Origin of the sequence: Thioclava sp. ES.031 (assembly GCF_002563775.1) — a bacterium.
Lineage (GTDB): Bacteria > Pseudomonadota > Alphaproteobacteria > Rhodobacterales > Rhodobacteraceae > Thioclava.
On sequence record NZ_PDJO01000001.1, the window covers coordinates 674,386 to 689,141 of the forward strand.

Here is a 14,756-nt window from a genome sequence, read left to right on the forward strand (position 1 = left end):
GTCAGTCTTGATGACCTCCGCTGAGAACTTCCCGTCAACATAATCGCAATCACAAGGATCGGTCCTGACATGGATCAGCGTGCCGAGCGCAATCAAGTCAGCAAAGGGCCGTCCTGATCCATGTAGGAGGGATCGAACTCTGCCTCGGTGATCAGCCGGTTGTAATCGTGGAAGGAAACGCGGCCGGAGCGAAAGGTGACCAGCCCAACCTCGCGCAGCTGGCGCAGCGCTCTGTTGACGTGTATCGCGCTGAGCCCCAGGGCATCGGCCAGATGATACTGCGTGAGCGGACAATCGAAGCCGCGCTTGTCTGCGAAGCCGACAAAGGAGAGCCGTGCGCCAAGCTCGAGAAGAAAATGTGCGACGCGTTTATCCGCGCTGCGACGGCCAATCCCCACAAGATGCTCGACGACCATCGCCTCGTCGCGAGAGGCCGCCCAAAGTATGGCGGTCGCAAGCCGCGGTGTGGTCTTAAAAACATCGAGCAACTCATCCAGCCGCACTTCTGCCGCCTCGATCTCGACCACTGGCTCGAAGCTGTGATCGGAGGTGCGCAAAAGTATGCTGCGCAGGCCCAGGAAGTCACCGGGGACCTGAAAGTCGACGATCTGTCGCCCGCCATCGGGCTGGATCTTGTAGGAGGAGACCCATCCTTTCGAGAGAATATAGGTGGCGTGTTCGGATTGGCCCTGATGAACCAGATCGCGTCCCGCCGCGAACGAGCGGCGGTGGCGAAATAAGAGCTTCAGAGCCGTGCGTTCCTGATCCGTTAGGGTGACGAATGCCGAAAGCTTACGCGCGAGTGGTGTGTTTTCCATCCGTGGCTTGCTTTCCATTGGTCCCGGTCAGCACAGACCTGGTATCGCAAGCTTAAGCTGCTTTCGATCAGTCCAGCCGAAAGGAATTTCTGTCATATTGCATGTTGGCACCATTACCAGCCGGTGGCGACCCAAATTCCACAAGGAAAGGCCGAAACCAATGTCCTCGAAATCGGAATATGCAGGGATCGCTGCGCTGTCGATCTGCGAGGCGTTGCTCTTGGCGATGAACGATCGCGGTTTGCTGTCGGAGGCCGAGGTCGTCGGCGTGCTCGAAGATGCGGCCACAAGTCATGAACACGCGGCTGCCGTATCTCTCGCAGGGGAGGCGCACCTGGCCACGGCAGAGCTGATCCGCGCAATCGTCGCAGGCGGAAATTCCGTGCGCAGGCTTTGACCGGGATTTAGGGTTCTTTCGAGAGCCGGAGTTAGCGCAACAATGCGAAGAGGTCCGCCCTTTTGATCTTCCTGAAATCGGTTCTTATCAGGGCGTGAGGCTTCGAAGTGCGAGCCGCATCTGCTTCTCGATCTCTATCAAAACGAAGAAAACGACGCCGATCAGGATGATCAATACGCCTTCGGGGAACGGCACCGCTTGTGTTCCGAACACCTTCTGCAAAGGGGGGGCGTAGGTGATCGCGAGCTGAGCGGCTACGACGGTCAGCACGCAGACCCAGATGATCGGCGTTCCCCGCGCAGCCGCCCAGGTGAGTGAGGTGCCGTGGATGTTACGGATGAAGAAGAGATGAAAAATCTCGAGCACGACCAACGTGTTCATTGCCATCGTCTGCGCGAGGACGGGTGGATAACCCCGGTCGATGGCGTGGAAATAAACCCCGAAGACCGCCATCAGAAACAGCGCCGAGACGAGCACGATGTGCCAGATCAGCTGACCCGCAAGCAGAGGCGCGGCGCGCGGGCGAGGCGGGCGACGCATGGTGCCGGGCTCGGACGGCTCGAAGGCGAGCGCGACGCCCAGCGTCACGGCGGTAATCAGGTTTACCCAGAGGATCTGCACCGCCGAGATCGGCAATGTCATGCCGGCGAAGAGCGCCGCGATGATCGTCATTGCCTCGCCAGCATTGGTGGGTAGTGTCCAGCTGATGACCTTTTTGATGTTGTCATAAACCGTCCGGCCCTCGCGCACTGCGGCGGCGATAGACGCGAAATTGTCATCGGCGAGCACGAATTCGGCGGCCTCCTTGGCCGCCTCGCTGCCCTTCCGACCCATGGCGATCCCGGCATCGGCGCGCTTGAGCGCCGGTGCGTCATTGACCCCGTCTCCGGTCATGGCGACGGTCAGCCCGCGCGATTGCAGGGCGGTGACGAGCCGTAATTTGTGGGCCGGAGAGGTGCGCGCGAAGATGTCTGTCTTCACGGCCGCGTCGGCCAATTCGGCGTCGTCCATCGCCTCGATATCCGCTCCGGTGAGCACGCGCTCGGCGTTCTTCAGCCCGATTCTTCCGGCGATGGCGCGCGCCGTGGCGGCATGGTCTCCGGTGATCATCTTCACTTGGATTCCCGCGGCATGGCAGTCGGCGACCGCGTCGATGGCCTCGGCCCGCGGGGGATCGATCAGGCCGATCAATCCGACGAGGGTCAGCTGACCCTCAAGGTCAGCCGACATCAACTCGGTGTGGCCCGCAGACACCGCGCGTGTGGCGACCGCGATTACCCGCTGGCCCTCGGCAGCGAGCTCCTCGATCGCTGCGTGCCAGTGATCGACGTCCAGCGGTTCCGTGCTGCCGTCGGCGCTGCGCTGGTCGTCACAGAGCGCCAGCACCGCCTCGGGCGCGCCCTTGACGTGGATGAAGGCGCGGCCTTCGCGGTCGCGGTGCAGCGTGGCCATGTAGCGATGCGCGGCATCGAAGGGGATTGCATCGGCACGGGTCCATTCGCGGAAGGGTTCGGGCCCATCTCGAGTGACCTTGCCTGCGAGCGCCATGAGCGCGCCCTCCATCGGGTCGCCCTCGACACGCCAGCCTTCGGCATGACTGTGCAGCAGCGCATCGTTGCAAAGGGCCGCGGCGCGGGCGAATTCCATCAGCACCGCGTGGTCGTCCGGGTCGATATCGGCATCGCGCCAGCGCACCGCGCCTTCGGGCGCGTATCCGCTGCCCATCACGGAATAGATGTGCCCGGTCGCGGCCAGGGAGGCGACCGTCATTTCGTTGCGCGTCAGTGTTCCGGTCTTGTCCGAGCAAATCACCGACACCGCGCCCAGCGTCTCGATCGCCGGCAGGCGGCGGACGATGGCGTTGCGTCGGGCCATCGCCTGCACCCCGACAGCGAGGGTGATCGTCAACACCGCTGGCAATCCCTCGGGGATCGCAGCTACCGAGAGCCCGACGACGGCCATGAACAGGTCGGAAAAGGGCAGGTGTCCGACGAAGTAGCCGTAGGTCAGTAGCGTCACCGCCACCATAAGGATGAAGACCGTCAGCCAGCGGGCGAAGCGGTCCATCTGTGCGACGAGCGGCGTCGTCAGCGTATCGACCTGGTTCAGCATGCCGCTGATCCGGCCGATCTGAGTCTGTGCGCCTGTCGCCACGACGACGCCGCGGCCCGCCCCGGCGGCGACCAGCGTGCCCGAGAAGAGCATCGAATTCCGGTCGCCCAGCGGCGCTTCCTCCGCGACCGATGCCGTGCCCTTGTCGACCGGCACGGATTCGCCGGTCAGGATCGCCTCCTCTGCCTTCAGCCCCCGGGCCGCGATCAGCCGCAGATCGGCTGGCACCCGATCACCTGCCTCGATCAGCACGATGTCGCCGGGCACCAGATCGGCCGCGTCAAGGTTTTGTCGGCGCCCGTCGCGGAGCACCGCCGAGCGCGGCGCCAGCATACCCCGGATCGCGGCCATCGCTTGCTCGGCGCGGCCTTCTTGGACATAGCCGATCAACGTGTTGACGATTACCACGGCGAGGATCACGCCCGTGTCCAGCCAATGCTGAAGAGCCCCCGTCACCGCGGCGGAGGCGAGCAGCACATAGATCAGCACGTTGTGGAAGTGCGCCAGGAAGCGCAACAGCGGGCTTCGTCGGGGCGGTTCGGGAAGCCGGTTGGGACCGTGCGCGACCCGGCGATGCGCGGCTTCCTCGCTGCTAAGTCCTTCCGCCCTGGCTGAGACCGCCTGAAGGGCCTCACTCGGGGGCAGTGCATGGAGCCTCGAGATGATATGCTGCTCTTCCGCCAGAAGCCGGGTGTCGACTGGGTGAAGATTTGCCGCGCTTGTCGGGGGCGGATAGGGTGGGGACGGCATGTGGCTCCTTCTCGCGTCGGGGAGCGGCGTCAGGTGCAATCTGATCTGCAGGAAACTCGGCAGTCATCATGTGGGAGATTACTTTATCGGGCAACTCCGTTGAGACGAGGGGGCTTCACTACATTGCCCGTGCCTCAGGCGAGGATTGGGCCCGTACATCGCCGCTTCCATCCGATGCTTGGCGAACTCGATGCGCGCCGGATCGAAATAGTGTTCGCAGCGCGACATTCACGCCTCCGAGCGCCACTGGAGACGGATGATCGAAGACACGAGAGTTTATTCGAGTGACAGATCACGCGCTTCAGCCCCTTCCACCTCGTTGCGTTGTATCAATGTTTCTGCATCCCGTATCTGGTAGAAAAGAAGTCGCAGGCCAGTAAGGGGTTGCCTTAACATAAAATATCTCGCCAAGGAGGTTTCGATGCGAGAATTGCATCCAAATTCGGCGCGCGACTTGTTGGGTGCGATGGGCCGCCCCAGAGGTTCTTCTTTGTATTTTCGTCACGTGATGGCCTGTCTCGATCATTCGCCGCAGTCGCGTCGGGTTCTGGCGGAGGCTGCGGCCATTGCCGAAGTCATGGGAGCCGAGTTGACGGTGCTTCGGGTGATGGAGACTGGCACGCAAGCTATGCGACGTCCGGTCGATCCAGTCGATTGGAACCTCGGTCGCCGAGAGGAAGAGGCCGAACTTGGTCGGCTTGTCGGCGAAATCTGCACCCTTCCCGATATCCACACGGAGGTGATGAGCGGAGCCACTGCGGACTGCATCTGCCGCAAGGCGCATGAAACCGGAGTGGATCTGACGGTGCTGGGCGTCGGTGGACGCGACCGCTGGACCGAATGGGGTCTCGGCAGCACGGTGCGTCAGGTCGCCGAGCACGCCGCAGGCTCTGTCTTGATCGTCCCCGAGACCCCCGCGAATGACGTGACGCGACAGAAGTCCGGGGAGCGTGTTCTGGTGCCGCTCGACAGCTCGACCTGGGCGGAGGCGGTGTTGCCGATTGCCCTGCGTGTCGCCCAGAGCCGGAGCGCCGAATTGGTCCTGTTGCACGCGGTGCCGGACATAAGCCTTACCGGAAACAGTCCGCCCGACGCCCATGACGAGGCCTTGCGCGCCGATCTGCGCCACCGCAACGAACGCGTGGCCCAAGCCTATCTCGACAGAATCCGGGCACTGTTGCCCGCCGACGCGTTGCGCACGCGCGTGCGCCTGCTCAGTGGTGAAGACCCGCGTCGGGCGCTCGCCCGAGCCGTGAACGAGGAAGCCGCCAGCCTGGTGGTGCTCAGTGCGCGCGGGCAGGGGGCGCATCCTGACCTGCCGATCGGCAGCACGGCGGAATACCTGATCTCGGCGGCCACTGTTCCCGTGCTTCTGGTGCGCCGCCCCGAAGCCGGATCGAGGCCTTCGGCGCAGGCCGCGCCATGGCGATCACGTATGGTTAGGGCGCCGGTGTGACCGAGGCGCCAGATCGGACAGCTGGCGCCGGGCCGGAGGAACTGCTCGATCACGCAGCCGAGAGCTTGAGCCACCACCTCGAGATCTGCACGGGCGCTCCGCGCCCCGCACCGGTCTGGGAAGAGCTTAATGCGATCCCGAAATGGCTTGTCAGGGCACAGCGCAGTTCGTTTCATCCGCCTCCGGCAGCGACCAAGGCCGCCGAATGGTTGCTCGACAACGAGTATCACGTTCGCCGCGCCATTCGTCAGGTTCAGGCAGACATGCCGCCCGATTTCTATCGCCGCCTGCCCAGCCTCGCTACGCCCGAGTGCCGCGGTCTGCCGCGGATCTTTCTGGCCGCGCATGGATTCCTCGAAGCTGCGCATATGCAGGTAAATTTCGGGGCCGCAGAGAGGTTCCTGACCGCCTTTCAACGCGGCACGGCCCTGACGATCGCGGAACTCTGGGCCTTTCCGGCGATGTTGCGGCTGGCATGCCTCGAGACCATCGTCGTGGCTTTCTCTGAATTGATCGAAGAGATCGACCCTCCTTTCAGAGCGACGCCCGGAGCCGCTTACGGAGAGGCCCACGACCCGACCGAGGCGGTCTCGCGTGCCATCATGGCGCTTTCGGCCATCTCGCGCGTGCCGTGGGAGGAGGTCTTCGAGGCGACGAGCCGGGTCGAGGCGATCCTACGGAAGGATCCGGCAGGTATCTACGACGCGATGGATTTCGACACGCGCGACAGCTATCGCAAGGCGGTGGAGGAGCTTTCCGAGGGCTCCGACTGGTCCGAAACACGGGTCGCCGATGAGGCGATCTCGGTGGCTACCGCCCATGCCGGGGCGCCCCGCGCCAACCATGTGGGCTGGTGGCTTGTCGGCGACGGGCGCCACCAATTGGAGCGTCAGGTGGGCTTTCGCGCACATGCCGCGGCGGCGTGGCGACGCTGGGTCCTGGCTCATGCGGGCGCCTCCTATGCCGTCGCGTTGATAGCGGTGGGAGCGGTGGCGATGACCGTGCCGCTGGTATTGCTTGCTGTGAACAACGCGTCGGTCACTGCGTCGATCGTGACCGCGCTCCTGTCGCTCATGCCGGCCTCGATCATCGCCGTCACTGTTGTCAATTGGCTTGTAACTCAGACGATCCCGCCCCGGACGCTACCCAAGCTCGACTTCCGTGACGGCCTGCCGAAAGGTTGCGAGACGGCCGTCGTCCTGCCGGTGATCATCGCCGCGCATGACGAGGTTTCGAGGCTCATCTCCCAACTCGAGCGGCACTGGCTTACCAACCCCGACCCGCGCCTGCACTACGTGATCCTGAGCGACCTGGCAGACGCCGCCAGCGAAACCCTGTCATCAGATGCGGGCGTAGAAGACGCTCTCACCGAGGGCATCCGGAAGCTGAACGGCCGATACAGCCCCGGTCACCCCTTCGCTCTGATGCACCGGCGGCGGCGCTGGAACCCGGCAGAAGGCGTGTGGATGGGATGGGAGCGCAAGCGCGGCAAGCTCGAAGAATTCAATGCATTCCTTCACGGCGATGCAGTGTCGGCCTTTCCCCTGACCGAGGGCAATACCGACGCCCTTGGTATCGTGCGCTTCGTGGTCACGCTGGATGCAGACACCATCGCCCCGCCGGGCACGATCCACCGGTTGATCGGCACGCTTGCCCATCCACTCAACCGAGTGGAGTTCGATCCGACAGGCGAGCGCGTGATCTCGGGCTATACCTTCATCCAGCCGCGGATCGAGATTTCGCCAGAGGCGGGGTCGGCCTCGCTTTTCGCCCGGCTCTATACTGGCGACACGGCGATCGACATCTATAGTCGGGCGGTGTCGGACGTCTACCAGGACCTTTTTGGCGAGGGCGTTTTCACGGGAAAGGGGGCCTATGACGCCGCAGCATTCAGCCAGAGCCTGCGCGGGCGGGTGCCGGAGAATGCGATACTCAGCCATGACCTGTTCGAAGGCCTGCACGGGCGGGCCGCGCTCGCGTCAGACATCGTTTTCTATGAGAATTTCCCGGGCAACTATCCCGAATTTACCCGCCGCTGGCACCGCTGGATACGCGGCGACTGGCAATTGTTGCCCTGGCTCCAGCGCACTGTGCCCGGGCGCGGCGAAAAGCAATTCAAGAATCCGCTTTCGCCTCTCGACCGCTGGAAAATCATCGACAACCTGCGCCGCAGCCTGATCCCGCCGGTTTTGGTGCTACTCGCTCTGATCGGCTGGCTTCTCGTGCCGTCGGATGCGTTTGTGTGGTCTGTGCTCACCGTAGTCGCTCCGGGAGTCTACCTGATAACAGACGCCATTGCGGGCTTTATCCACGGGCGCAGACGCGGCGTAGTGCGCGAGCGGACGCGCCAGTTCCTCGATCACGCCCGGCGCTGGACCCTTGCCGTCGTTTTCATGGCTCATGAAGCATTCGTCTCGCTCGACGCAATTTGTCGTGCGCTGTGGAGAATGATGGTCTCGCGCAGGCGGATGCTCGAATGGACATCCTCTGCCCATGTCGCCACCGCGGACAGCGCGGATCGCAGGCGTGCCTGGGAGGAGATGGCTGGCGCACCGATATTGGCCGTGGCTATGGCGGCCACGCTGACGGCTTTTGCCCCGGAAGCGTTGCCCGGTGCAGCGCCGCTTCTGCTCCTATGGCTGATCTCTCCCGAGATCGCGCAGCTGATCGCCCGCCCTCTGCGTCGCCCTGAAGAAGCTCTGAGTTGTGACGACCAGCGTTTCCTGCGCCACCTCGCGCGTCGCACCTGGTTGTATTTCGAGACCTATGCAGGGCCTGAGGACAACTGGCTACCGCCCGACAATTATCAAACCGAGCCGCATGAAGAGATAGCTCACCGCTCTTCACCCACCAATGTCGGCATGTTGCTACTTTCAGCGCTCTCTGCGTTTGACCTTGGTCATTCCGGGTTGCCCGCCCTCGTCGCGCGAGCGGCTAATGTGCTGGCCACGCTTGAGCGGCTCGAGCGCTACCACGGTCATATCCTGAACTGGTTCGATACCCGCACCCTCGAACCGTTGGAGCCGCGCTATGTCTCCACCGTCGACAGCGGCAACCTTGCGGTGGCCTTGGTGACGCTCGCGGAGGGGTGCCGGGAGGCGGCCCAAGGTCCGCCGGTGTCATCTGTTTCGTGGGACGGTCTTGCGGACAGTTTCGGACTGCTGCGCGATGCCCTCGCGGCGATGCCGTCGCAACCGTCCGCCCCGCTGCTCGCTCGTCTCGACGACCTGATCGCCGAAGCGGCGCGGGTTCGCAACCGGCCGGAGGACTGGGCCGCGAGCGCCGACGCAATGCGGGACACGGGGCTGCCCGCGCTCTCAGCGGAGCTTCCGGCCGCGATCGAAGCCGCGCCGGCGACAGATTCCCGAGAGATCCATCTCTGGCTCGAACGCAGCATCCACCATGTGATCAGCTTCATTCGAGATCTAGAGACGCTTTGCCCGTGGACGCCCCTTGTCGCCGCGCCGCCACCTGGGCAGGAGGCACTCGCCGCTCAGCTTGCCGAGGTCCTGCCGCCCGATCTTCGCCTCGAGGACACTGAGACCGCAATTGAGACCGCACGGGGTCTGATTGGAGACGGGGAGGCCGATCCTTGGCACGACACCCTTCGCGCTGCGTTCACGCAAGGGCTGGCTGCGCGAAGCGCCCTTCGCGACAGCCTCACGGTCAGCGCCGAGCATGCCCATCGCTTAGCTCTGGCGATGGAATTCGGTCTGCTCTACGACCGCGAGACCCGAACGTTCTTCATTGGCTACAATCTGAGCCAGGACCAGATGGACCAGCACCGCTATGACCTGCTGGCTTCTGAGGCGCGGCTGGCAAGCTACTTTGCGATCGCCAAGGGAGATGTCCCCGTCGAGCACTGGTTCCACCTTGGACGACCACTGGCGCATCCGGGCCGCGACCTGACCGTGCTGTCCTGGAACGGCTCAATGTTCGAATATCTCATGCCCGCGCTGCTATTGCGCAGCGGTCCGGGGCGGCTCCTGGGGCAAAGCGAGGCGGCGGCGGTCGCGGTGCAGAAGCGCTACGGCGAAAGGTTGGGTCTGCCCTGGGGGGTGTCGGAAGCCGCCTTCGCCACGCGCGACGCTTCGCATCGCTACCAGTATCGCGCCTTCGGCGTCCCCGGGCTGGGTCTCAAGCGCGGGCTCGATGAAGACTACGTGGTTTCGCCCTATGCCAGCGCGCTGGCGCTTGCCGTGGCGCCGGCAACCGCGGTTGCCAACCTGCGCCGGCTGGATGCCATGGGAATGCAAGGGCGATACGGCTTCTACGACGCGGCTGACTTCACCACTGAGCGCAGCCCCGGCGCGCGTTTCACCCCGGTGCAGACCTTCATGGCCCATCATCAGGGAATGCTGCTGTCGGCCATCGACAATGCACTCACAGGCGACAGGCTCGTGCGGCGCTTTAACCGCGATCCGCGGGTTGCGGCGATGGAAATGCTGCTGCAGGAGAGGGTGCCATGGGAATACGTCCCCGAGCCGCTCCCCAAGGCCGGCCCGCCGCCCCTGCCTGAGCTCGAGCGCCGGGCCGTGCCCCCTCTGGATGGCTGGCCAGCGCCCGATATCGGGGCGCCGCAGCTCCATGTCATCGGCAACGGTCGCCTGTCGTCCTGGATCAGCGATGGTGGAGACAGCGCACTGTGGTGGCAGGGGCAATCTTTAACGCTCTGGCCGGGCGACCTCGGCCACGCAGCCCGGGCTGGACTGTTCCTGCGTGATGCCGAGAACGGCACGATTTGGGATTTCCGCCGAAGATCCAACCAAGCGGTGGATATCACCTTTTATCCTGACCGAGCAAGCTTCCACCTGCATAAGAACGAGATCGCCGCGACGCAGGAAATCGTTACCGTCCAAGCAGACGATGTCGAGCTTCGCCGAGTCACCTTGGTCAATGAGAGTCAGGCCACGCGCGAGATCGAGGTGTCGAGTTATGCCGAGGTCGCCCTGGCCTCATTCGCCTCCCACGAGCGGCACCCTGCTTTCAGCAAGCTATTCGTGCAGAGCGAGCCGCTGGTCGGGCTCGATGCATTGCTCTTTACCCGGCGCCCGCGCCGCCCCTCCGACCGACCGCCAGTCATGCTCCAACGCCTGCTAGGCGGGTCTAACGCGGTGCAGTTCGGCGGCTTCGACAGCGACCGCCGTGCGATCCTTGGTCGCTATGGTAGTAGCGAACCACTGGACTGGCTGCAGCGCCCACCGGAGGCGACCGCGGGTTGGACGCTCGACCCAGCGTCGGCGCTGCGGGCTAAGGTTCGGCTCGCACCGGGCGCACGGGTGCAACTGGCATTCATGACCGTCGCCGCTGGTTCGCGTGAAACCGCGATCGAAATTGCCAGCCGCTATTCCGGCGGCGAGACGCTCGATTGGGCATTTGAGGACGCCAAGCGCAGCATTGCGATCGAGGCGGATCAGCTCGGGGCGTCCGGTGCAGAGCTGCGCGCAGCTCAAGCGGTTGCCGCAGAACTCGTCCGACCGCCGGTCAAGCGTGCCGAGTCTCTGACCGGTTTCCTGCCCGGTCAGCACGACCTCTGGGGGCTGGGGCTGTCAGGCGATCTGCCGATCGTGCTCGTGCGGGTGGCTGATGCCGACCACGCGGCGCTTTTACCCGCGGCGGTGCGTGCGCATCGATGGTGGCATCGGCATGGGTTGAGGACAGATTTGGTGATCCTGAGCACAGGGGCATCCAGCTATGAGGAGCCGATCAATGCACGATTACGCGACGCGCTGCGCGATGCGGGTCTGGCAGAGGGGCTAGGTGGTGACGGAGGCGTGCATCTGCATAGCGCCGACCGCATTGCCGAGACCCAGCGCCGCGCACTCGAGGAATTGGCGCGGGTGGTGCTCGACGGAGCGGCCGAGACGCTGACAGAGGCGCTACAATCGATGGAGGAACTGCGCGACAAGTCGCCTCGTTTCACGCCTGATGGCCAACCAGAGAGAGAGATCCAACCACCGCGAGCCCCAGCGCAGGGGCTGCGCTTCGAAAATGGTTACGGAGGATTCTCAAAGGATGGCGACGCCTATGTCATTCACCTTGATGCCAGCCGCGTTCCGCCGACCCCCTGGTGCAACGTGCTCGCGAATGACCACTTTGGCACCATCGTCTCGGAGGCAGGCCTCGGGTTTACCTGGAGCCTCAATGCCGGAGAGCACCGACTGACGCCATGGTCGAACGATCCGGTAACTGATGCTCAGGGCGAGGCCCTTTATCTGCGAGACGAGGAAACAGCGAAAGTCTGGACACCGACGCCATTGCCCGCGGGGGACGAAGCTCCTTGCGAAGCAGTTCACCGCACCGGTAGCACCGAATGGACACGGACAAGCCAAGGGCTCGAACAGAAACTCACCGTTTTCGTGCCTCCCGAAGCATCAGTAAAACTCGCCTACCTGCGGCTGCGCAACACCACCGACCGTCCGCGCCGCATCACCGCAACCTATATCGCCGAATGGCAACTCGGCGGGTTGCCCAGTGCCTCGCGGCCACATGTGACCTGTGCATATCACGCGGCCAGCCGGGCGCTGATCGCCCGAAACGGCTGGCAACCGGAATTCGCGGCGCGTGTCGCGTTTCTCACCGCCAGCCATCCAGCGCATAGCCTGACCTGCGATCGGGCTGCGTTCTACGGCGCGGATAACGATGTCAAACATCCCGAAGGGCTGCGACGTTGGTCGCTCGGAGGTAAATGCGATGCAATTCGCGATGCCTGCGCGGCATATCAGGTCCATCTCGATCTCGCTCCAGGGGCCAGCGAGGAGGTAGTTTTCGTGCTCGGGGATGGCGCGAATATCGAGGATGCGGAGGCGCTCGCGATCGAATGGGCCGATGTCGGGCGTGCAGCCCAGGCCTTGGAGGCCACTCTCGCGGCGTGGCACCAGCGGTTAGGGGCGGTGACGGTCGAGACGCCCGATCCCGCCTTTGACCTGATGGTGAACCGTTGGCTACCTTATCAGGCGCTCTCCTCCCGTATTATGGCACGCGCCGGGTTCAACCAGGCTGGCGGTGGCATCGGCTTTCGCGATCAATTGCAGGACATGATGGCCTTCCTCTTCTCGGAACCCGCTCGCGTTCGCGCCCATATTCTCGACTGCGCCGGACATCAGTTCGAGGAGGGCGATGTGCTGCACTGGTGGCATCCGCCGGAAGGCCGCGGCGTGCGGACGCGCTGCTCGGATGACATGCTGTGGCTGGTCTACGCCACCCATCGCTACGTGCGCTCCACCGGAGATATCAGCATTCTCGACGAAGAGGTTCCGTTTCTTGTGGCGCCAACGCTCGCTGAGGACGAAGACGATAGATACGCGGCCTTCCCGTGCAGCGCACAGGCCTCGCCTCTGTTCGAACATTGCCGTCGGGCACTGACCCGTGGTGTCACCTCGGGGCAGCACGGCCTGCCACTGATCGGGGCTGGGGATTGGAACGACGGGATGGATCGTGTCGGCAATCACGGAAGGGGAGAAAGCGTTTGGCTGGCTTGGTTTGCCTCCCATTGCGCGGAAGGTTTCGCCGACTTGGCCCGGTGGGGCGGGCGCGACGACCAGATTGAGCATTGGCAACGCCGCGCACGAGAATTGAAACGGGCGGTCGACAATGCGGCCTGGGATGGCGCATGGTATATGCGCGCCTTTGACGATGACGGTCGACCCTGGGGTTCGCAGGACTGCGACGAGTGCCGCATCGACAGCATTGCCCAATCTTGGTCGGTTCTGGCCGGCGGGCTCGAGAGAGATCGTAGCCTGCAGGCGATGAAAGCAGCGTCGGAATGGTTGGTCGATCGAGAGTTGCGCCTCGTGCGTCTCCTCACGCCACCCTTCGACCGCACGCCCCGCGATCCGGGCTACATCCGGGCCTATCCACCCGGCGTGCGCGAGAACGGCGGCCAATATACCCACGCCGCTACCTGGCTCGGCATGGCACAGGCAAAGATCGGGAACGGCGAGGAAGCCTTCCGTATATTCGACCTGATCAATCCGATTCGTCGCAGCGCCTCTCGGGAAGATGCCGAGCGCTACCGCGCAGAGCCTTATGTGATGCCTGCCGATGTCGGGGGCGCGGCACCATTCGAGGGGCGCGCGGGCTGGACCTGGTATACCGGTGCCGCCGCCTGGTCCTGGCGGCTGGGCGTCGAGGCGATCCTCGGGCTGGAACTTGTTGGGGGCGCTTTGCGAATCGCTCCTTGCTTGCCAAAGGGTTGGGGCGGTTACCGCGCTCGCATCCGCGGGGCAGCCGGCACGATAGCGCTCAAGGTCGAAGATCCGGTGGGCCTAGGCGGCGGTCCTGTCGAGGTCATCGTGGACGGCCACCCACATCCCAGCGCGACGGTCGAGTTTCCGACTGATGGAACCACTGTCGAGGTTTCGGCGCGGCTGCGCGGACGGCTCGCGGAGGGGGGTATCCCGGCGCGTGAGCCGTAAAGTTGAGCTGCGCGTTCAGCAAAATAGGATGACGCTTGAAGTCCAAGATGAGCTGAGAAAGTGAGCACAACTCAGGCCTGCACATGTCGCAGGTCTCGGCGCCTCTCCGCCAGTCCGTGATCCTCACTGAACTGAGGCGCTGACATCACGGCGGCGCGGAGCCGAAGCGAAGATAATCGAAAGGTCCCCTTGAATTCGCAAACAAAGAAAACCAGTGACGTGAACGAAATTTCCTCACCCAGCCGCTGGTTCAGTCCTTAGTCTCGTCATCGAGGATTGAGGGCGCGAAACAACTTCACAAGATATGTCGAGCGTTTTTCAAGACATGGGATTAACGATGGAGGCCAATTCGGAACGCGGTGTGATTTCGGATGAAGAATGGGCGTTCCTCGAGCGCTCGGTCTCTCAGGAGTTCGGCAAATGATCCAGCGTCTATCGCCAGTTTCGACGCTGGACGCTCGCGGGGATGTGGCGGAAGAGCCTCGTCATCGTGGATTCGCAAGGTGTCGATGTCCATGCTTTCCAACGCCAAGGCGACGAGGCGAAATGCGCCGACCCTGACAAAGTTGTCGCGACAAGGGAGCTACGGCGTAAGATCTTCGCCGCCCGAGATTTGGCATCGCGATCAGGAGCGATCAGCGCTTCTCGAAAAGACGCGAGCCCTTAGATGATAAAATGGGTCCAGTCAGGTCCGGCGGAAGTGCGAGAACCATATACCAAGGCCCCGTGTGACCAGACAGTTTGGGGGCAACTGCTTGTTTCTGCATCACCGCGAGAGATGCATGGCATGCCGCGCAAACCGCGCC

General features: G+C 63.7%; 5 protein-coding genes. 3 read left to right on the plus strand and 2 right to left on the minus strand.

The genetic code is table 11. From position 1 onward, the window contains the following. Positions 1–92: 92 nt before the first annotated feature. Positions 93–818, minus strand: coding sequence for a Crp/Fnr family transcriptional regulator (locus AXZ77_RS03390; RefSeq protein WP_255266401.1), 726 nt, complete (start codon positions 816–818; stop codon positions 93–95). Positions 819–978: 160 nt separating this feature from the next. Here AXZ77_RS03390 and AXZ77_RS03395 point away from each other — a divergent pair, with 160 nt between their 5' ends. Further along, complete coding sequence (locus AXZ77_RS03395; protein ID WP_098410036.1) at positions 979–1,215, plus strand: hypothetical protein; 237 nt, start codon at positions 979–981, stop codon at positions 1,213–1,215. 87 nt (positions 1,216–1,302) lie between these two features. Here AXZ77_RS03395 and AXZ77_RS03400 read toward each other — a convergent pair whose 3' ends face one another. Next, positions 1,303–3,972, minus strand: a complete 2,670-nt coding sequence (locus tag AXZ77_RS03400; RefSeq protein WP_255266552.1) for a cation-transporting P-type ATPase — start codon at positions 3,970–3,972, stop codon at positions 1,303–1,305. A gap of 595 nt (positions 3,973–4,567) precedes the next feature. On the opposite strand from AXZ77_RS03400, the gene AXZ77_RS03405 reads away from it, so the two are divergent. Together AXZ77_RS03405 and AXZ77_RS03410 are read left to right on the plus strand one after the other, a co-directional pair. Next, complete coding sequence (locus AXZ77_RS03405; protein ID WP_176535952.1) at positions 4,568–5,533, plus strand: universal stress protein; 966 nt, start codon at positions 4,568–4,570, stop codon at positions 5,531–5,533. Continuing rightward, positions 5,530–13,950: a glucoamylase family protein gene (locus tag AXZ77_RS03410; protein WP_255266402.1), complete on the plus strand. Its 8,421-nt coding sequence runs from the start codon at positions 5,530–5,532 to the stop codon at positions 13,948–13,950. Before AXZ77_RS03405 ends, AXZ77_RS03410 begins: the two co-directional genes overlap by 4 nt. Positions 13,951–14,756: the final 806 nt, after the last annotated feature.